This is a genomic window from Bacteroides sp. Phil13, assembly GCF_001940965.1.
GTDB classification, from domain to species: domain Bacteria; phylum Bacteroidota; class Bacteroidia; order Bacteroidales; family Bacteroidaceae; genus Bacteroides; species Bacteroides intestinalis.
In genome coordinates, this window is record NZ_MSHA01000050.1 from 1 (window position 1) to 23093 (window position 23093).

Annotated in this window: 11 protein-coding genes; 9 read left to right on the forward strand and 2 right to left on the reverse strand. The window is 39.9% G+C overall.

Annotated features, from left to right (window positions below; translation table 11 throughout):
- Positions 1-195 precede the first annotated feature (195 nt).
- The 4 genes from BWI44_RS09550 to BWI44_RS09565 all read left to right on the forward strand — a co-directional run bounded on the left by BWI44_RS09550 (position 196) and on the right by BWI44_RS09565 (position 8555).
- The gene (locus BWI44_RS09550; protein ID WP_138290968.1) at positions 196-3675 is read left to right on the forward strand and encodes a SusC/RagA family TonB-linked outer membrane protein; all 3480 of its coding nucleotides are present in this window, start codon (positions 196-198) and stop codon (positions 3673-3675) included.
- A 12-nt stretch (positions 3676-3687) separates the two neighbouring features.
- The gene (locus BWI44_RS09555) at positions 3688-5550 is read left to right on the forward strand and encodes a RagB/SusD family nutrient uptake outer membrane protein (protein ID WP_195208751.1); all 1863 of its coding nucleotides are present in this window, start codon (positions 3688-3690) and stop codon (positions 5548-5550) included.
- Between the two features lie 52 nt (positions 5551-5602).
- Positions 5603-7015 (forward strand): DUF4623 domain-containing protein, encoded by a 1413-nt coding sequence (locus BWI44_RS09560; protein WP_195208750.1) that lies wholly within the window; start codon positions 5603-5605, stop codon positions 7013-7015.
- Positions 7016-7112: 97 nt separating this feature from the next.
- A complete protein-coding gene (locus BWI44_RS09565; protein ID WP_118216844.1) occupies positions 7113-8555 on the forward strand; it encodes a glycoside hydrolase family 10-like protein in 1443 nt (480 codons plus the stop codon).
- Positions 8556-8656: 101 nt separating this feature from the next.
- Here BWI44_RS09565 and BWI44_RS09570 read toward each other — a convergent pair whose 3' ends face one another.
- Positions 8657-9982 (reverse strand): ATP-binding protein, encoded by a 1326-nt coding sequence (locus tag BWI44_RS09570; protein ID WP_195208749.1) that lies wholly within the window; start codon positions 9980-9982, stop codon positions 8657-8659.
- Positions 9983-10401: 419 nt separating this feature from the next.
- Here BWI44_RS09570 and BWI44_RS09575 point away from each other — a divergent pair, with 419 nt between their 5' ends.
- Together BWI44_RS09575 and BWI44_RS09580 are read left to right on the forward strand one after the other, a co-directional pair.
- Entirely contained in the window at positions 10402-13797 is a 3396-nt protein-coding gene (locus BWI44_RS09575; protein WP_195208748.1) for a SusC/RagA family TonB-linked outer membrane protein, read from the forward strand.
- A gap of 32 nt (positions 13798-13829) precedes the next feature.
- Positions 13830-15560, forward strand: a complete 1731-nt coding sequence (locus BWI44_RS09580; protein ID WP_195208747.1) for a RagB/SusD family nutrient uptake outer membrane protein — start codon at positions 13830-13832, stop codon at positions 15558-15560.
- 122 nt (positions 15561-15682) lie between these two features.
- Here the strand turns inward: BWI44_RS09580 and BWI44_RS09585 are convergent, their stop codons facing one another.
- Positions 15683-16999: an ATP-binding protein gene (locus BWI44_RS09585; RefSeq protein ID WP_195208746.1), complete on the reverse strand. Its 1317-nt coding sequence runs from the start codon at positions 16997-16999 to the stop codon at positions 15683-15685.
- Positions 17000-17274: 275 nt separating this feature from the next.
- Between BWI44_RS09585 and BWI44_RS09590 the strand changes: the two genes are divergently transcribed.
- The 3 genes from BWI44_RS09590 to BWI44_RS09600 are packed head-to-tail and all read left to right on the forward strand — an operon-like array spanning position 17275 to position 23082.
- Positions 17275-18441, forward strand: a complete 1167-nt coding sequence (locus BWI44_RS09590; RefSeq protein WP_195208745.1) for an exo-beta-N-acetylmuramidase NamZ family protein — start codon at positions 17275-17277, stop codon at positions 18439-18441.
- 41 nt (positions 18442-18482) lie between these two features.
- Positions 18483-19931, forward strand: a complete 1449-nt coding sequence (locus BWI44_RS09595) for a sodium:solute symporter (RefSeq protein WP_021967214.1) — start codon at positions 18483-18485, stop codon at positions 19929-19931.
- Between the two features lie 22 nt (positions 19932-19953).
- A complete protein-coding gene (locus BWI44_RS09600; RefSeq protein ID WP_195208744.1) occupies positions 19954-23082 on the forward strand; it encodes a golvesin C-terminal-like domain-containing protein in 3129 nt (1042 codons plus the stop codon).
- Positions 23083-23093 lie beyond the last annotated feature (11 nt).

Below are 23093 nucleotides of genomic sequence, written 5' to 3' on the forward strand. Positions count from 1 at the left end.
TTACTAAGTTCTCTTGGAACGGTAAATAAAAACAAATAGAGATACTATATAAGTCAAACCTAATAAATAGAAGAAACGCCTATGGAACAGAAGCTTACCTAATAGAAGAAATAATTCCGTTTATTTCTAATTCACTACCCTTACCCTAAATTTTGAGAAAATTATTTTGATTAACAACAAAATCATCAATCTTTTATGAATGAAGATCGCAAAAAACGAGGATTAACGCATAGCAAACTCCTCATGGCAGTAGCTATCGGTACGCTGTTTTTGAACAGTGGAAATGTACTAGCTACTCAGGTTGCCTCCGACAGCCCTTTGGAAGTGACAGAGCAACTACAAACTCAAACGATTAACGGCTTAGTTGTAGATGCCAACGGTGAACCGGTTATTGGAGCCAGTATTATAGAGAAAGGAACCACAAATGGTGGTATTACGGATATTAATGGTAAATTTACGCTGACTGTAAAGCCAGGAGCTACCTTAAAGATTTCATACATAGGCTACCAGACTCAAGAAGTGAAAGCTGCCCGGACTATGAAAATTATCCTGAAAGAAGATAGCGAATTGCTGCAAGAAGTAGTAGTGGTTGGTTACGGTACACAAAAGAAAGCTAACCTGACAGGAGCAGTGGCAACAGTCGATGTAAATAAGACATTAGACAGTCGTCCTATCGCTGATATTGGTCGTGGATTACAAGGTGCGGTAGCAGGAGTTAATATCACAATACCAACCGGTGAAGTAGGATCAGATCCTTTGATTAAAATTCGTGGTCAGGTTGGCTCTATTTCAGGAAACAATACACCACTCATCTTATTGGACAACGTGGAAATCCCAAGTATCCAGATGGTAAATCCTAATGATGTTCAATCTATTTCTGTTTTGAAAGATGCAGCTTCATCTTCTATCTATGGTTCTAAAGCTGCGTTTGGTGTAATCCTAATAACCACAAAATCAGGGGCACAAAGTGATAAATTTGAAATAAGTTATTCGAATAACTTTTCTTGGCAAGACCCTGCTAAGAAAATTGAGATTGGCGGTATAGAAGCATTACAATATACATTGGATGCACAAACAAACAGAAGAGAACCAATGCCAGCCGGCGGTTTCTGGCGTATTAGTCCTGAAAGCCTGGAAAAGGCCATTGAATGGCAAAACCTGTACGGTGGAAAAGTTAAATGGAATGATCCGGTAGTGTATGGCCGTGACTGGTTCTATGACGGAAAAGACAAATATGGATACAGACTTTATGACGGTGCTAAAGCCATGATTAAAAATTGGACACCGACAATGACTCATAACTTGTCTGTTAATGGTAAGAGTGGTAAGACCAGTTATAATATCGGATTAGGCTATCTGGATCAGAGCGGTATGTCAAAAACGGCTAAGAAAGATGACTTCAAACGATACAATGCTTCGGTTAGTGTTACTTCAGAAATCAATAAGTATATTACTGTAAGGGCAAGCTCAATCTATTCAGATCGTAACAAACGCTATCCGGGAATTGGAAATACAACTGCCGACCCATGGTTATATCTTTATCGTTGGAGTCCGCTAATGCCTATGGGAGTGACTGAAAATGGCAATCCGTTGAAGGAACCTACCTACGAAATGGCAGCTGCCAATACGGATAATCTGCAAAATAAATACTACAATATTAATTTAGGTTTCACACTGAATTTGACCAAAAATTGGGATGTCAAGTTTGACTATACATATGACAGACAAACTACTGAAACGAATTCATCCGTAATGCAATATGAGGCGGGTGAAATGTGGTATGCTCCCACTGCCTGGATGGAAAACGGCAGTCAAGTATTTGTTAACGAACAAGGAGAGAGAGTAGATACCGGTGGTATGCCTGCATATCGCTTCCCTGTGAACAAATACTATAACAGTTCCGGTCCAAGTGCCAGTCAGGTAGGCAATAATAGTAAGTCTATTGATAACAATACCTTCAACATTTATACTACTTATAACTTGTTGCTGGGTCCAGAAAAGCAACATGCATTCAAGTTCATGGCAGGTATGAACAGAGTTACCAACAAATGGAGTTCATATAAAGGTTGGAAAACAAATCTGATTGATTTGACAAATCCGCAATTCCCATTGGCATCCGGAGATCAATTTATTGAAGGAAACCGGAACTGGGAAGCACAGTTAGGCTTTTTTGGCCGTCTTAACTATTCTTTTGAAGATAGATATTTCGTTGAAGCAAATATACGTCGGGATGGTTCATCCAAGTTTCCAAAGCATCTGCGTTGGAAGTGGTTCCCTTCTTTCTCTGCCGGCTGGGTATTTACCAATGAAAAGTTTATGGCACCTATTAACAATATCTTAAGCTTCGGTAAATTCAGAGCTTCATGGGGTAGTATTGGTGACCAATCTGTTTCAAACACTCTGTATAAATCCATATTGTCAGATGGTCAATCATCATGGCTGGATGGAAGTGGAAATAAAACACCTATGTTCGGTACTCCATCATTGGTGGACAGCGATATTAGCTGGCAGCAAATCGAAACGCTGGACTTTGGTATCGATCTCAGATTCTTTAATAATAAGTTCGGAGTCACTTTCGACTGGTTCCAACGGGATACAAAGAACATGATTATCCCTGGTGAAAGCCTGCCGGTAACTCTTGGCGCAGCTGCTCCCAGTGGCAATTATGGTAGCCTGAGAACTAAGGGTTGGGAATTGTCAGCCGACTTCAACCATCGTTTTGCTAACGGATTGGGCATTAATGCAACAGCATCTATTTCAGACGCTTCTACTTTTATCACAAGAGGTGCCGACTACTTGACTCCGTGGGAAGATCGAAGTTTAGGAACTACCTACTCAACAGGTAGACGTTATGGTGATATCTATGGTTTTGTAACCGATAGATTATTCCAAAAAGAAGATTTTGTATATGGAGCAGACGGCCAGATTGAAAAGATTATCGTTATTTATAACGGAACAGCTCGTACCACCTATAAGCAATCTTCAGAGTATCCGGTTTATCAGGTGCATTATGAAGATGGAAATAAGCTAATATTCTCTCCTGGTGATACCAAATTTGTAGATCTGGACGGTGATGGTTACATCACTCCGGGAACCAGTACAAATGGTAATCCTGGCGACCAAACTGTTATCGGTAATACTACTCCGCGTTATGAATACAGTTTCAGATTGGGTGCTGACTATAAAGGTTTTGATTTTTCTATTTACTTCCAAGGTATTGGAAAACGCAAGATTTGGGGTAGCGGGCAATTAGCAATTCCCGGGTATAATGCTAAGGAAGGTGCACTGCCTAAAACTTTTACAACAGACTATTGGACAGAAGAACGCACCAACGCTTTCTATCCCAGAGCATGGGATTTAGGTGGCAGCAATACTGGATTTGCTATGCAGAAACAATCCCGCTATCTACTGGATATGTCTTATTTAAGAATCAAGAATATAACATTGGGATATACCGTTCCGACAAATATCTTATCTAAGATATACATCAGCAAAGCAAGAGTCTATATGTCATTGGAGAACTTCTTTACATTTGATAACCTGAGAGGATTACCTATTGATCCGGAAGCTATATCAGGATATTCAATGTTCTCCACCAACTATAACCTTGGACGTACAGGTACCGGTACACCGGTATTCAAAAGTTTATCATGTGGTGTTCAATTAACCTTCTAAAATAGAATCATTATGAAATTAAAAATATTTATAATTTTAGCCGGTGTCGTTTTATTGTTTACGAACTGTAATGATGTGCTCGACCGCCCGTCATTGACTACGGCTGAGGATGATGCATATTGGACCAATGAAGATAGAGTACGTCTATATGCTAATGCTTTTTACACAAACTTCTTTGTGGGGTATGGATTAAAGTATACAACGATTTATGCTCCTAACGCCAATTATACGTTTAATGACGATGCAGTGAGGATGTCCACTCAAACACAGTTTGGGCGTACAGTTCCTACATCTAAAGGAAGTACAAGTCTGGACATGATGTGGCAAAGTGAATTTACCGGTCCTACATGGAATTTTGCCTGGGTTAGAAAAGCAAATGTTATGATTGACCGCATCACTAATCTGATGCCTGAAATATTGACAGACGAACAATATAACCATTGGACAGGTGTTGGACGCTTCTTCAGAGCACTGGAATATGCTCGTCTGGTAAATGTTTTTGGCGATGTTCCTTATTACGACACAGAAGTTCAGAATACGGATAAGGATGGCTTATACAAAGACCGCACTCCGAGAAACGAGGTTATGGATGCAGTTTACAACGATTTTGAGTATGCATTACATAACGTTCGTTTGAATGATGGAGGTCAATATGTGAATCGTTACGTAGTAGCTGCCATGGTTTCAAGATGGGCTCTGTTTGAGGCAAGCTGGCAGAAATATTATTATAAAAATAACGAACGGGCTAAAAAGTTCTTCGATCAAGCTGTTGCTGCAGCAGAGATGGTTATGAACAGTGGCAAATATGGTATTGTTGAAGATTTCCGTAAATTATTCGGTTCTACTGACTTAACCAACAGCAAGGATTGCATTTTATACAGAAAATATGATGCTGGCCAAAACGTTACACATTCCATCGCATCGACTTGTAATATGAATGACCCTACTGATGTTGGTCCAAACTTGGATTTGATTAAAGCGTTCATCTGCACAGATGGTAAAGATTGGCAGACTTCTTCTTTGGAAAATGTAGATGATTTTACTCTTAGCAATCTGATTAAAACAAGAGATTCTCGTTTTGAAGCCAGCTTCTATACTAAACCCACTCCAAGATCCAAGAGTAGCTATTTATATGTAACAAAGTTTATCCCACGAAGTGGACTGAGTTATATTGAAAGTGGTGGTTCTCCGGCTGCAGAATTCCAGAGTGAGAAAAACGTGACTGGTTATCCGGTACTACGCTATGCTGAAGTCCTGTTAAACTGGATTGAAGCGAAAGCTGAACTTGCAACATTGGGTGGTACAGAGGTTTCTCAGTCTGATATAGATATATCTATCAATCTGATTCGCAAAAGACCGATAGCAGAAGAAGCCAAAGCTTTAGGAGTAACTATGACAGCTGAAATGAAATTGGATGCACTTCCACAAGATCCTCATAGAGATCCTACTGTACCAGCACTACTTTGGGAGATCAGACGGGAAAGAAGAATGGAATTTGCTTTTGAATTTTCACGTATCATTGACTTAAGGCGTTGGAAAAAGCTGGAATACATGGATACTGATAAGAATGAAGATTTGTTGATTGGTACCTGGGTTAATTTCAACAATGAAGTAAAAAGCGAGTTGAAGGATGAGAATAAAGGGAAACTCAGAGTAATGGCCAAAGACGGAAGCTTTACGGTATATGATGGAACCAATGCAGCTAAGATGAATGGTTTCTTCTATCCTACACAAAATCAAGGTAGGCTGCCATTCTTGAATGTTCCTAACGTTAATCCATATCTCTCTCCTATTGGTACGAATCAAATTTCGGACTATAAGAATAAGGGATATACTTTGACTCAGACTGAAGGTTGGCCAACGGGCATCAATTAACAATATGAATCTGTGAAATCATGGAAATTATTTTAAACTAAAACATGAGATTATGTATAAATTAATAAGAAATATAGGATTTCTGGCTGTATTGCTGGGACTTGGTCTGGTATCCTGCGATGAGGATTATCCGAAAAGCCATATAGCACCTTATGATACCGAACTTCTTTCTATCAAAATAACCAATGCAGGTGCAGATGGCAATACAGTGGTAGAAGGAACTATTGATGAAGACAATAAAATCATCAATTTCCCCCGTTTGGATATGACAACGAACTTCTCTGCTCTTAATCTGGACGCGAAGCTTTCTGATGGAGCTACTCTTCAAAATTCGGTATTAGATTTCTCCATGGATGAAGAAACTGCTTCTAAAACTTTGGTTCTTCGGATAGTAAATCAAAAGAGATACAAAGAATATTTTATAAGAGTCAGAAAAAGAATTCCGGTATACGGAGCTGATTTTGAAAAACCTACAGTATATGATTTCTCCGGAGACAATATCTATCCTGATTATGGAAGCCTATTAACAAGATGTGCTTCTTATGATGGTGAACATGTATTGATTGTCAGCAGAAAAACTGCTCCACATCTTCTTAAAGTGTCTGAACTGAAGAAAGGTGAAATTAAACCGATAATGTTGGATCTTACGGGCGTAACGGGTGGAACCTATTCTTATAATATGGGAGCATTGGCAAACGGACATGTATATATTGCATCCCTATCAGGTTCTCAAGCATCACCATTGAAGATTTATTATTGGGATACACCAACTTCTAAACCTGAAGTTATTGCCGATATCAAAGTATCGGACATTCCTGGAGCTGGAAACAGACATGGAGATAATATATCAGTCAATATTGATAAGAACGGTAATGGATTTATCTTCTTCGGAGATAATGCATCTACTAAATTTTTGAGATTGACCGTAAATAATCATAAGACAATAGGTGAACCGAAAGTACTGACTTCAAGCGCTGATGCGACTATGGTTACCAATGTGTATAGGATAGAAGATACAGACCAATATGTATGGTCAGGAGTAAGATTGCCTGTTACATTGGTTGATGAATCTCTTGGAAGTAAATATGCAATGAACAAATCGAACTTGGAAACAGAAGCGGTTGCTCCTAGGATATTTACCTTTAATGAGGAGCGTTATCTGATAGTTTGCAGTGCCGGACAAGGAAGTGCATCCAAAGCAACTCCTTCCTTGGTTGTTTACAATCTGACCAAGGGAAGTACAGTGGCTGAAGCAATGCAGAAGTTTGATGAAGGAGATAATCATAATCCTGATTATAAATTCATCTTGGGTGGAAGCGGTAATGGAGCAGCTCTTGCACAAACAGATTATCTTATAGAGAAAGATGAAAATGGAAAGGATGCTAAACTCTGCATTTTCGGCTCGCGTACAGATTCTGGATTTGTAATCTGTGAATTCCCTATCAAACAAGAGGAAGAAGATTAATAACTATCCTCGTTTTTTAATCAAATAAATTATAGTATTAACATAGGAGCCGTCTAATGAGTGAGAATTAGGCGGCTTCATTATTCTGAATTTAGGAATGAAATATTTGAAATATCTAACCTTGATTATTTTCATTGCATTTGTCGCATCTTGTAGTAAGGACAATGACGATGATATTATACCGCCACCGGAAGAAAATACACCTTCGACTTTGCCTCAAAAAGAGTTACGTGGAGTATGGGTAACTACAGCCTGGGGTATCGACTGGCCCATGGAGGAATACAATGCTACAGCTCAGAAACAAAAGTATATTGACTATCTGGACTTATTAGTCGAAAACAAAATGAATGCAATATTCTTCCAGATTCGGGGAATGGCAGATGCATTTTATGATTCGCAATATGAGTCTTGGAGTAAGTATATCACAGGAACTTCCGGAGTTAAGCCAAGTTATGACGTTCTGGGATTTCTTATTGAAGAAGCTCATAAACGAAATATCCAATTCCATGCCTGGTTGAATCCTTATCGTATTTCAACCCGGGCAAATAAGAACTCCTCATTTCCTCAGTTGGACCCAAAGATTCCTTCTGAACTGACTAAGGATTACGAAAAGATTCGGATTTACAATCCGGCTTTACCCGAGGTGCAAACCCGTATCACACAAATCGTCAAGGAAATTATTACTAAATATGATGTTGACGGTATCCACATGGATGATTATTTCTATCCTGCATTAGAAGCATCTGAGAGCATGAATGATAATGTGGAATATGAAAAATATGGTAAGGCACAATTTGATAATATTGCTGATTTCAGACGAAATAACGTAAATGTAGTAATCCAGAATATTCAAAAGACTATTATCGAGACTCGCCCTGATGTTATTTTCTCCATCAGTCCTGCTGCCAATATGGATAGTAACTATAATACTTTGTTTGCAGATGTGAAAAAGTGGTCGAAAGAAGGCTGGGTGGATGTTGTAATTCCACAATTGTATTTTGCTACGGGTACGGAAGAAAGTAGTTTTAACCAGAGACTAAATTTATGGTCACAATATATTTATGAGAATCATCTTTTAGTAGGATATGGAGTTTATAAATTTGGTGACCCGGCATATGGTAGTAAATTCCAGTCGTCCGAAGATCTGCAGAAACAGTTCGACTTTGCAAAAACAAAACCAAAAGTAAAAGGAAGTGTTTTGTATAGCGTTAAATATTTGGTAGAAAATAAAGTTAGGATTATGGATGTAATCAGGAATGTATATAAAACCCCTGTCTTACTCCCCTACTTAGGCAGAACCATAGCTGAAAAGCCAAACACTCCTACTAATGTCCGCGTAAGTGGAAGTAATTTATCATGGAGTGGAGTACAAGCTGCTTATTATGCAGTGTATAAAGATAATGGTATCAACCAAATAGCCAGTTTAATAGGGACCACTAAAGATACCACATTCAAACTGAATGAAAAAGGAACTTATTTCGTAACAGCACTCGATAAGAAAAATGCAGAAAGTGATTTATCGGAATCTGTAAACTATTAAAATAGGTTCATCCTGCAAAATACTCCTTGACAATCAGAACATAAGCAGATACTTTTTGACCTTGCACTAATTAAATAGCCATTAAATTAATGATTATTTAATTAGCACAAGGTCAAAAAATTAACAATCTTCTTTGTCCAATCTGCCAGATATAAAGGTATATTAATCAGCGTGCCATCTTGTTTTAGATTATTCAATGAATAGCGTAACTTACATGCCGGATGATAATTTGCATCATAAACAGACAAACTTTTACCTCCTAACCGAGTTTGAGCTTTTACTTCAACAGGGATAATTTCACTACCAGACTGAATGACAAAATCAACTTCAGCTTTCCCTATAGAAGTCCAATATCGTGGAAGAATATCATATTGAGGAACTAAACTCTGCAAAACATAATTTTCAGCAATAGCTCCTTTAAATTCCGTATATGCACCGTTACCCAAAAATATAATTTCAGATGGAAGCCCGGATAATTCACGCAACAGTCCGACATCGGATAGATAGACTTTGAATGCTGACAAATCATCATAGGCTTTCAAAGGAAGAAACGGTTTTGTTGTACAAAATACCCGGTAAATCAAACCGGCACTTTCCAACCAAAGCAAAGCGTCTTCATAATCACGGGCACGTGCACCGGGCTTAACCAATTTATATAGGAACTTTCTATTCTCTTTAGCCAACTGGCTGGGAATGGAATTCCAAATATGAGTAATACGGGGAATATCTTTATTTTCTGCATGTTTTGAAAAATCCAGAGTATAGGCATTCAGTATTGTTTGCTGTTCCTTTTTCACTTTTTCCATACCTTTATTTTCGAGGAAATAGTTTATTACGGCGGGCATTCCACCAATGACCAAGTATTGTTGATACAGTTCACTAAGCCTGTCAGTAACGAATTGTGGTAAAGGAGCGATTTCAGTAAGTTCTTCAATATAGCTATATAGTTTTTCATTGATCGTCTTCAAGAATTCCTTAAATGTAAGAGGATATAAATTCAAGAACTCAACTTTGCCTACCGGGAATGAATCTCCCTTCGACAAAGCTACACCTAACAAAGAGCCTGCCGCTACAACAGCATACTCAGACGCATCTTCGTAGAAATACTTCAATGCGTTCAGGGCAGGATTGCATTCTTGAATTTCATCGAAAATAAGTAAGGTTTCGCCCGGCAGAATAGGACTGTCAGTGAGCAATGACAATTGTGAGATAATTCGGGAGGGTTCTTTAGTTGTTTCAAATATCTCATGGATAGAATGATCCTTGTCAAAATTAAATTTGACCGTGTACTTAAACTCTGTTCTCCCAAAATATTCAAGAATCCAAGTTTTTCCGGTTTGACGTGCTCCTTTTAATATAAGGGGCTTTCTTTCAGAATTGCGTTTCCACGCTTTCAAATCTTCTATTATACTCCGATACAATTCCATAGCTACAGTCTTATGTTCCGATTATTGGCATTATCACACAAAACAGGTTCCTGTTTTTGGCAAAACTACCAATAATCGGAACATAAACAAATAATAATCGGATAATTATTCTCTCAACATATTCTATATGGCATTTTTTAACCTTATCAGCTATTACTATAGGTGATATTCAGGACCAACACGTTTTTTGCTCATCTTTATTACTACACATTTTCAGCAATGTTCTCTTGGAACTTATATGCTACGAAAAAGAATATAAGAGAGATGAAATATAAGTTAAACCTATAAATAGAAACAAGCCTATGGAGAAGAAATCTATCTAACCGAGAAAATAGCCCTAATTACTATTTTAAACGGACTATCCTTACCCTATTTTTTGAGAGAACTATTTTAATTAACAACAAAATCATCAATCATTTATGAATGAAGAACGCAAAAAAAGAGGATTAGCATATAGCAAGTTCCTCACAGCAGTAGCAATCAGTGCACTGTTTTTAGGTAGCGGTAATGCGATGGCTACCCAACCTGCAAGCGGCAGATCCTTGGGCACGACAGAACAATTACAAGCAATAACTGTTACCGGTTTGGTTATAGACACCAATGGAGAACCAGTCATTGGCGCCAGTGTAGTGGAAAAAGGAACGACAAATGGTATTATGACAGACATTGACGGTAAATTTACCTTGAATGTACAGACTAATGCAATATTGAAAATATCATTTGTAGGTTATCAACCTCAAGAAATAAAGGCTACCAAAATAATGAAAATTATATTGAAAGAGGATACAGAATTATTGGATGAAGTGGTGGTCGTAGGTTATGGCACGCAAAAAAAAGCTAATTTAACAGGTGCCGTATCAACAGTAGATGTTAGCAAATCTCTTGAAGCTCGTCCGCAATCAGACGTATCAAAAGCCTTACAGGGAGTTGTACCTGGTCTTTCCATCATCAATTCTTCGGGTGCAATAAATAAAGAGCCTACTATCACGATCCGTGGTACCGGTACTTTGAGCAATGAAGCCAAAAGTAATCCGTTGATTATAGTAGATGGTGTTCCGATGGATGATATTACTTATCTGAACACACAGGACATCGAGAACATTTCTGTACTGAAAGATGCTGCTTCCACGTCTATTTATGGTACGCGGGCTGCATTTGGTGTGTTACTTATCACCACCAAAGCTGCTAAAAAAACAGATAAGATTACGATTAACTACACCAACAACTTTGCATGGGAAACGCCGACTGTGATGCCTAACTATCCGGACGTTCCTACACAAATCAGAGCATTGGGGATAGCGAACAAACGTATCAATAAAGAAAATGAATTATTTGGTATGATGTTAAACGACATGCTTCCAAAGGCAGAAGCATGGAGAGACAAACATGGAGGTAAAAAAGCCGGATATCGAGAAATGATATTAGGCGAGGATTTTGATATGGATCCTAATACGGGAATTGGGCAATATTATGCAGATTGGGATGTTGTGGGTATTATGTATCGGAATTGGAAGCCTTCTCAAAGTCACAATATTTCGGTTCAAGGCACCAGCGGCAATACTTCCTATTACTTGTCTTTAGGCTATAATAAAAATGAAGGAATCATAAGATTCAATCCCGACAAGATGAATAAATGGACTGTAAACATGAGCGTTACTTCTGACATAACCAAATGGTTACAGATAGGGGGGCGTTTTAGCTACAGCGACAAAACATATAATACTCCGGCAACGCAACGTTCTACATATCAATACATGTGGCGTTGGGGCAGTTTCTTTGGCCCCTATGGAACCTACAATGGTATAGATATGCAGAATGATATTGCTTATCGTAAACAAGCCGGAGAAGATAAATATAACAATACGTACACCCGCTTAGGAGGTTTCTTGAAATTGAAAGTTATGAAGGGACTAACTGTGAATGCCGATTATACATTTAATGTTATGAATGGCTTCAACCGTACTTCCGCACTTCCTGTTACAGGTTATAACTCATGGGGTGGAGATATCCGCACTCCAATTGAGTTAGTTCCGGCTTCCAAATCGTATGTTTACCGTGATTCAGAACGTGACCAGTCTTATGCTTTAAATATTTATGCTAATTACGAATTTAACCTTGCCCGGAAGCATAACTTTAATGTAATGGTTGGTGGTAATGCCGAAGAGGGAGAGAATGAAAAATCCACGTCAAAACGTCTGGGATTGTTAGATTCCAATCTACCGGAATTTAATTTGGCAACCGGCGACCAAACAGTAGGTGGTTTCCACAACGAATGGGGAGCTTGCGGCTATTTTGCCCGTATCAATTATGACTATAAAGGCATTTGGCTTTTAGAATTGAACGGACGTTATGACGGTTCTTCTAAATTCCCCGAAGCAGACCGCTGGGCATTCTTTCCTTCCGGATCGGCTGGCTATCGCATCAGTGAAGAGTCTTTCTTCGCCCCCATCAAAAAAGTTGTTAGCAATGCAAAAATTCGTGGTTCATACGGTGATGTTGGCAATCAGGCTGTAGGTAGTAATATGTATATTTCCACATTGTCAAAGTCTGCAGTTGACAAGACACACTGGCTGGATAATAGTGGAGTGAAAGTTGTGACTTATGGTATGCCTTCTTTAGTTTCTTCTACGCTAAAATGGGAACGAATCCAAACACTGGACTTAGGGGTCGATTTGGGATTCTTGAATAATGACGTAAATGTATCATTCGACTGGTATCAACGTACTACGAAAGACATGTTGGCTCCGGGACAGACAATGCCTGAAGTGTTGGGAGCAAGTGCTCCGAAGATTAATGCCGGTACATTGCGCACTCGTGGTTGGGAATTGAGCATTGACTATCATCACAAATTCAATGAACTTTCTGTTTATGGTAATTTCAGTATCGGCGACTTCAAGACTATCATTACCGAGTGGGATAACGATACTCGTCTCTTAAACACAAATTTCAGCGGCAGAGTATATGGCGACATCTGGGGTTTTGAGACCGAACGGCTATATCAGAAGTCTGATTTTGAGTATGATGCTAATGACAAGTTAGTAAAAGTATATGTAGATCCCGATGGCAAAGTTGTCCCGAAAGGTACCGAAAAAGCAATTGAAGCTTATAAACTGAAGAATGGTGCCTACCAGCATAAACTGCAACAAAAAGGATTCTTGTATGAACCGGGAGACGTGAAATTCAAAGATTTGAATGGCGATGGTAAGATTGATGCAGGTGAGGGTACTCCTGAAGATCATGGCGACCTGAAAGTAATAGGTAATACCACTCCTCGTTATCAGTATAGCTTCCGTTTAGGTGGCGAGTGGAAAGGCTTTGACCTTGACATGTTTTTCCAAGGTATAGGCAAACGTTCTGTTTGGACTACCAGCTATTTCGTAATGCCGATGATGCGTGGTACAGATGCAATCTACACTAATCAGACGGATTACTGGACTGAAGATAATACGGATGCTTTCTTCCCAAGCCTCTATCCGGGGAATACCAGCCAGGGAACCATTTCATCCAGTATCATTCAAGGGGGTAATCACAACTTCTATCCCCAAAGCAGATACTTAGTAAATATGGCTTACCTGCGTTTCAAGAACTTGACCGTTGGTTATACATTGCCTCGTCAGTTGACCCGCAAGGCTTATCTGGATAAAGTACGCATTTATTTCAGTGCTAACAATCTTTGCGAACTAATAAATAAGAGCAATGCGCCGGTTGATCCGGAAATCAACGGTTCTGATACCGGTTCATTGACGGATGGTAAATGGGGTACCGCAGATCCTATGACACGTACCGTATCCTTTGGCGTGCAAGTAACTTTCTAAGCTCAGCTACTAACAATTAGAAAAAAGTAAGTATGAAAAAGATAAATATATTATGCCTGTTGTCGCTTCTGGTTTTTACAGGTTGCGATGATATTTTGGATAAAGGTCCACTGGATACTTTTACCAATACCAATTTTTGGAAAAATGAAGGGAATATCTCCGGTTATGCTAATGCTTTTTATGAGGACTTTACCGGCTATGGTAATGGTACCGGCTTTGGTGATTTCTATTATAAAACACTTTCAGACGATCAAGGAGCCAGTTCTTTTGCCCAATGGACTTATTTGACTGCTCCGGCAACTTCAGGAGGCTGGAAGGACTCTTATGTAGATATTCGCCGTGCTAATATCATGATAGAGAAAGTAGCGGAAACATCTATGAATGGGGAAGCTAAGAATCATTGGATAGGAGTTGGCCGCATGATGCGTGCATGGGATTATTACCACTTGGTACGTATGTATGGCGATGTCCCTTATACAGATAAAGCTCTGGATATTACAGATGAGGGTGTTTTGTATGGTCCACGCAATAACCGTGACGAAGTGATGGATAAAGTTCTGGAAGATTTGAATTTTGCTTGTGCCAATATAAGGGATGTATCGTCTAAAAATACTTGGAGCCGGAATTTAGCCTATGCCATCAAAGCGGAAATTTGTCTGTATGAAGGAACATTCCGCAAGTATCGCAAGGCGGAAGATTATCAAACAGCACCGGATATAGAAGGGGCAAAAAAATATCTGAAAGAAACAAAAACAGCTGCTGCTTATATTATGGGAAAAAATTACAAATTAGGTGATACCTATCAAGGTCAATATAATTCTACTAATTTGTTTAATAATCCGGAAATCATATTCTTTAAGCAATACAAGAAAGATATCTTCTCACATTCGTTGATTGACTATACTTGTAGTTCCACACCGCTTAATGGCATGTCGAAGAATGCATTTGAAGCTTATTTATTTACCGATGGCAAGCCGTTGGCATTGACTTCAGAGGACAAAAGTGATCTTCCTAAACTAATAAAAAAAGGGTCTGCAGGAAGCGTATTTTCTATCTCCCACCTATTAAAGGTACGTGATAAACGCTTGGAACAGACTATTGACTCTGCTGTGTTCTATGTAGGACGTGGTTTCACACGCTTCGATGTAGGAATGGCCATGTCTTCTTCTACTGGTTATGGAGTGAGCAAATATGATAATGAAGAAATTCCCGTAAATTATCGCAATCAGACGGGTTCCAACTACACCCACGGTCCGCTTTTCTGGTTAGCTGTCATATATCTGCAATATGCCGAAGCTGCTGCCGAGCTTGCGGATGCCGGAGGTGAGGCTATTACACAATCCGATTTAGATAAGACGATCAATTTATTAAGGGATCGTGTCGGCTTGCCGCATCTCAATCAAAATGTAGGATTTGATGACCCCGCCAATAATCATGGCGTGAGTTCATTAATCTGGGAAATTCGTCGCGAACGTCGCTGTGAACTCATGTTTGATAACTGGTTCCGTTATTGGGATTTAATTCGTTGGCATCAATTGGACAAACTGGATTCAAGCATAAACCCTGATATTCTTTTAGGAGCTAACCTTAGTGCTGACCCGGAAATTGCAAGTAATAAAGATGTGACATTAAAAGGGAATTATATGGATGCCTCACGTGGGCAGACACGCACATTTGATAAAAGACACTATTGGTATCCAGTACCAACAGGACAGATAACTCTTAATCCACAATTAACTCAAAACAGAGGTTGGGGAGACTAATTGAAAATATGAGAGATTAAACTAGAACTGACAGATAGAGTAATTTCCTAATCATCAAAAAAAATAGCGTCCATTCACTTTGTTTATTCTCAAGGTGAATGGACGCTTTATTTGTGTTATTGTTATTTCATCATATCTTCCAATGAAAGCCCTTTCTGAACTAAATTATATTGTGTAAACTCTTTGGGTAGATTAGCTATCTTCTCTGCCAAGACAGTATAATTTATTTTATTCGGATTACGCTTTACCTCAGCAACAACACCACTCTTCTCAAAATCATTCAGTGCAATCAGATCAATTTCATTTTCTCTTTTAGTATTCCAATAGTTACCCACTTGGGTAACATTCATGGTTTCTGCAACTCTTTCCCGAAAATACCTTTCCAACATCCATCCACTATATTGTACGTAATGGCTTTTGATATATTCGTTTAGCTGGCTGTATTTTTCCAGTTCGATGGCGGACTGATGAGGGTAAATAAAGCGAAACCAGAAATTAAGAAAGTTATCGGACATAAACCAGCGTAGATTTCTGGTTCCCGGTTTAGCTAAAAGAGGAAGCTGTCTTTGAATGAGTGAATAATCTTCGCTGAGATTTTTCAGATAAGGACCGCTATTTTTTCCAATGATACTGTCTATTTCACTCTGCCGTGTGTTTCCCGAAGCAATCAGTTGCAAAACAGAGAAATAGGTACTGTAATCGCGTCCGAACTCTTGTATTAGCATATCTTTACCTTCCGTCAAAAGTGGGGAATCGGGTTGAGTCAGGAAATCAATCATCGAATCTTTGGTGAAAGCACCAGCATCCATTAGCAAGCTTACGTATTTAGCCACTCCACCGGTCAATGTGTATAGGCACAACAAATCTTCCGGCGTAAATGTGGGGTTGTGTTCTTGCATAATTTCAATAAGCACGGAAGTTTTAAATGGCTTCAGTATGAACTTAGAAGTTAGGCGGCCGAACAATGGTTCTTTATGATCTTCAAAAATCTGCCTCATTAAAGAATAAATAGAACCACAAACGACAAAGTTTATTTTTGCTTGAGAAGAATATTGGTCCCAAATGTTCTGTATATCACTGAAAATTGACGGATTGACACGGTCAAAATCTTGGAATTCATCGATAATGAGAGTAAAATGTTCTCGTGAAGCATATTGCATTAAGAGTTCGAACAAATCAACGAAACGAGTAGGATTACCATAAATAGGGATAGATAGCTTATTCATTATTTCTTTTTTGAAAGCATCGCATAATAAAGCTTCATTGGTACGTGAAACAAATAAGTAAATATATCGTTTTCCCTCAAGAGCTTTCCGCAACAAAGTAGTCTTACCCACACGACGACGCCCCATAATAACAGTGAAACAGGCAGAAGAAAGCGATTTTTCTTCTGTCCGTTGGATCAACTTTATCTCTTCTTCGCGATTATAGAATCTCATAATCTATTAAAGTATTATTAATTAAACCTCCTCTAATTAAATAGCCATTAATTTAATATCCATTTAATTATCACAAAGATAAAAAGTAAGAGGCAATAAACAAATGTTTATTAGATAAATATTAACCAAAGGGAACCATATATCAACAAAATAAGCCACTCATTTATTTGCAAATTAATAATTATAATACTAAAAATAATAAAATAAGTGTTTTTGATATTAAAATAAAGTCTATCTTTGTTGCTACGAAAATCCTCCTTAACAATAATACTATTATGAAGAAACTTCTGCTACTGACTCTTTTATTGTGCAGTGCCTTCTTGTGTCAAGCGCAAAAAGATCGAATCATTTTGGGTGACGAACAGACTTCCGAGTATTTTCCCATCCTGAAAGATAAGAAAATCGCTATATTCTCCAATCATACAGGAATGATAGGAGACAAACATTTATTGGATGTCCTTTTAGAAAATAAGTTCAATGTAGTTGCCATTTTTTCACCGGAACATGGATTCCGTGGAAATGCAGATGCAGGAGAACACGTATCCAGTTCAGTAGACTCAAAAACGGGTGTACCTATCCTTTCACTTTATGAAGGTAAAGATAAGAAGCCAAGTAAGGCTTCAATGCAAAAGTTCGATATATTAATAATAGATATACAAGATGTAGGGCTACGCTTCTATACCTATTATATAACAATGTGCAGGCTAATGGATGTTTGTGCGGAATATAATAAGAAAGTCTTATTGTTAGACCGTCCCAATCCAAACGGACATTATGTAGACGGACCGATTCTGGATATGAAATATAAATCAGGTGTGGGATGGTTGCCGATTCCTATTGTACACGGAATGACATTAGGGGAACTTGCATTAATGGTAAATGGAGAAGGCTGGTTACCCGGTTCACGCAAATGTGATTTAGCTGTTATCAAGTGTAAGAACTATACACACCAGACAAGGTATCAGCTGCCAATTCCTCCATCTCCTAATCTGCCGAATATGAAGTCGATATATTTATATCCGTCTACTTGTTTCTTTGAAGCAACACCTGTCAGCTTAGGCAGAGGAACTTCGCTACCATTTCAGGTGTATGGACATCCCAATATGACCGGATATAATTATAGCTTCACTCCAAGAAGTATTCCCGGAGCAAAGAATCCGCCTCAGTTGAATAAACTATGCCATGGCGTAGATCTGAGCAATATGAGCGATGAGGAAATCTGGAAGCGAGGAGTAGATTTAACCTATGTCATTGACGCCTACCGTAACTTGAATCTGGATGACCATTTCTTCCGCCCGTTCTTTGAGTTGTTAGTGGGAAAAGATTATGTACGGAAAATGATTAAAGAAGGAAAAAGTGCTGATGACATTAAAGCCATGTGGAAAGGTGATGTTGAAAAGTTCAAGGCACAACGTAAACCATATTTGCTTTATGAAGAGTAAGTTTATTACCGATATAAATTGTCCAATCGTAAAATAATAGTATGAGCCCGATATCCGTTATTATCACCATTGCCGCTTATTTTGTGATACTGTTCACTATATCCTACATAGCCGGTAGAAAAGCCGACAATGAAGGTTTCTTCGTTGGTAACCGTAAATCGGCCTGGTATGTTGTGGCATTTGCCATGATTGGGTCCAGCATCTCCGGAGTGACGTATGTATCAGTGCCGGGCATGGTAGCTGCCAGTAGTTTTGGTTATCTGCAAATGGTATTGGGATTTGTTGCGGGACAACTAATCATTGCATTCGTATTGACGCCACTGTTCTATCGGATGAACTTGGTGTCCATCTATGAATATCTGGAGAATCGTTTTGGTATGTCTTCCTATCGGACAGGTGCATGGTTCTTCTTCATATCTAAGATGCTGGGAGCCGCAGTACGTTTGTTCCTCGTATGTTTGACACTGCAACTGCTGGTATTCGAACCGTTTGGATTACCTTTCATTTTGAATGTAGCTATTACCGTAGCATTAGTATGGCTCTATACGTTCCGGGGTGGAGTAAAATCCCTGATCTGGACAGATTCACTCAAAACATTCTGCCTGGTGGTATCGGTAGTTCTTTGCATCAGTTATATTGCTTCTGATCTCAACCTGTCGCTTAGCAGTATGATTAGCACCATTGCAGATAGTGACATGTCACGCATCTTCTTCTTTGACGATATAAACAGCAAGCAGTATTTCTTCAAACAATTCTTTGCCGGGGCATTCACAATGATTGCCATGACAGGACTGGATCAGGACATGATGCAACGTAACCTCAGCTGCAAGAACTTCAAAGATTCACAGAAAAATATGATTACGAGTGTTATATCACAGTTCTTCGTAATTCTGCTGTTCCTGATGCTGGGGGTATTGCTTTACATCTTTGCTGGTAACCAGGGTATTCAGGTGGAAAAGAGCGATGAACTCTTCCCGTTGATAGCCACCGGTAACTACTTCCCTGCAATTGTAGGTATCCTGTTTATCATCGGACTTATTTCTTCAGCTTATTCCGCTGCCGGCTCAGCACTGACAGCTTTAACAACTTCCTTTACAGTAGATATCCTCGGGACAAAAGGCAGGACGGAAGAAGAAATCGTAAAGATACGTAAGCGGGTACATATTGGTATGGCTGCAATTATGGGTATCACGATATTCGTATTCAACCTATTGAATAACACAAGTGTGATCGATGCCGTATATATACTGGCAAGTTACACATACGGTCCCATCCTCGGATTATTCGCATTCGGTATATTCATGAAACAGCAGGTTCGCGATAAATATATCCCATTGGTAGCCATCCTTTCCCCTATCCTTTGCTTCATCCTGCAAAAGAATTCGGAAGCCTGGTTCAATGGGTATCAGTTCAGCTACGAACTGTTGATATTCAACGCTCTGTTCACGTTTATCGGACTCTGTCTGTTGATCAGAAAAGATAAGAACTAATAATTAACTTAATACATCATCCATGAATGTAAGACTTCATTTTTTGTTCACTTTGCTCACCGCCTCCCTGATCCCCCAGACGGGAGGCGCGCAAGAGCTTTCGACGGATGTCCGCCAGAAAATCGGTAAGTTTCTGGACGCAACTGCACGGAAAGAGGTTTCCGTAGGACGCATCCGGATTGACTCTGTTTCCATTGAAGGAAATACGTTGCAATTGTTTGCTAACATGAACTGTGCATATATTCCTTTCCGGGAAGATAATGTGACAGAGATTTATCAAGGTGTGCAGGCACTGCTTCCGGCAGAGCTTTCAAAGTACAACCTGCAAATCCGCACGAATAAGCGTAGCATTGAAGAATTAATTCCCCAAGCACTACGCAGTAAAAAGGACAAAAGAGCCAAAACATTCAATCCTGCCGGAACAAAACCCTTAGTAACGGCCCTTTCTACCCCCTATACCCCTACAAATGGCTTAAAGAACCGTCACATTGCCTTGTGGCAGAGTCACGGCTTCTATTATGAGCCTAAACTGACACGTTGGGAATGGCAACGCGCCCGCATCTTCCAGACGGTGGAAGATTTATATACGCAAAGTTATGTACTGCCTTTCCTGGTTCCCATGTTGGAGAATGCAGGAGCTAATGTGCTGATACCCCGTGAACGGGATAGTCAAATAGCAGAAGTTGTTGTAGACAATGACGGTTGCCTTCACTCCCGTTCCGTTTATACAGAAAAGATAGGCGATAAGAACTGGATGCAAGGTACTGGTGAAGGTTTCGCCCATCTGCGCGATCAATATATCAATTTTGAGAACCCATTCCGTGAAGGAACTTTCCGCACAGTTGAGACGGTAAAAGGTAAGAAAGAGAAAGAAAGCACTGCCGAATGGATTCCTGAACTTCCGTCAACCGGACAGTACGCCGTTTATGTATCCTATAAATCATTGCCAAACAGTACGGATGATGCTCTTTACACTGTTTATCACAAAGGAGGAGTATCCCAATTCAAAGTGAACCAACAGATGGGTGGCGGCACCTGGATTTATCTGGGTACATTTGGTTTTGATGCCGGAAAAAGCGATGCCGGAAAAGTTGTTTTAAGCAATCGTTCTGATAAAGCCGGACGTATCGTTACCGCTGATGCCGTAAAAATCGGAGGTGGTATGGGAAATATAGCACGCCGTATCTCTGATGCAGGTGCCACAGAGAATATTAAAAGTTCGGACGGCAATGCTGCCATAGTGCATAAAGAAATGCCGAAGATAAATTACCCGTATGAGATAAGCGGTTATCCCCGTTTCTGCGAGGCAGCACGCTACTGGCTTCAATGGGCAGGTATTCCGGACAGTGTCTATTCCGACAGTCAAGGTAAGAATGACTATACAGACGATTACAAATGTCGTGGTATCTGGGTGAATTACCTTGCCGGTGGTTCTACGGTTAATCCGACAGAACAAGGACTGAATATCCCGGTAGATATGGCTTTCGCCTTCCATTCAGATGCAGGAACCACGCTAAACGATTCCATCATCGGAACACTGGGTATCTACTATACCAACGTTTACAATGAAGAATACGCCAACGGAGCATCCCGCTATCTGGCACACGACATGACAGACCTGATTCAGTCAAATATCGTACGGGATATCCGCAGCCTATACGAACCGGATTGGACACGCCGCGGTATGTGGAACCAATCCTACTACGAAGCACGTGTACCCCGTGTCCCCACTATGTTACTGGAATTACTTTCTCACCAGAACTTTGCAGACATGCGTTATGGTTTAGATCCACGTTTCCGTTTTACGGTAAGCCGTGCAATCTATAAAGGTATGCTGCAATTCATTTGCTCGCAATACCACATGGATTATATTGTTCAGCCGTTACCTGTCGACAATATGGCATTGAAAATGGCAGGCGAGAATGAAATAGAGTTGACCTGGCAACCCGTAGCCGACCCACTGGAGCCAACGGCAAATGCTGAAAAATATATAGTTTATACCCGCATCGGAGATGGCGATTTCGACAATGGTGTGTTGGTAGATAAGAATACCTATCGCACTGCCCTCCCTGCCGGCATGGTATGCAGCTATAAAGTAACTGCCGTCAACAAGGGCGGAGAAAGTTTCCCGTCCGAAATACTCTCTGCAGGACGTGCACTTAATAGTTATAAGCGATTAACGATGAGTGATAAGCAAACAAACGCTAATCACTCAGATATCGTACTGATAGTAAACGGCTTCGACCGCATCAGTGCTCCGGCAGATTTTGTTGCACCTGCTCCCGGTGATACTTTACTTGCCGGTTTCTTAGATGATCTAGACCACGGCGTACCTTATCTGAAAGATATCAGCTATATCGGTAAGATGAAAGAATACCGCCGTTCCATTCCATGGATGGACGACGATGCTTCCGGCTTCGGAGACAGCTATGGCAATTACGAAGATAAAGTAATCGCCGGAAACACATTCGATTATCCCGCTATTCATGGAGCCGCTATTTTGAAAGCCGGATATTCTTTCATATCTTGCAGCGATGAAAGTGTGGAAAATAAAACTATGAACCTGAACGACTATAAGTATGTAGACCTGATATTGGGTAAAGAATGTCAGACTAAAATGGGATGTGGCGGTGTGAAGCCATTAGAGTTCAAAACATTCAGCCAACCTATGCAGGAAGCTATCACCGCATATTGCGGACAAGGCGGAAACATCTTCGTTTCGGGTGCTTATGTTGGAACCGACCTTTGGGACAATCGCCTTGCCCCGGCTCAGGAATCCGATAAGAAATTTGCAACAGAAGTCCTGAAATATAAATGGCGCGTGGGGCAGGCAGCTACAGAGGGTAAGGTGAAATGTGTAGCTTCACCGTTCCCCGCCCTTTCAGGCAACTATACATACCATAATGAACTGAATGCAGACAGCTATGTGGTAGAATCACCGGATGCCATCGAACCGGCAACAAAAGATGCATACACCGTAATGCGTTATTCGGAAAACAACCTGAGTGCCGGAGTAGCTTACAAAGGCGACTACAAGACCTGCATACTGGGCTTCCCGTTCGAAGCATTGCGCACTGCCTCTGAAAGAGAAGCGTTAATGAATGCCATCCTGACATTCTTCAGTGAAAAAACTAATTCATGCAAGCAATAATATACTAAAAT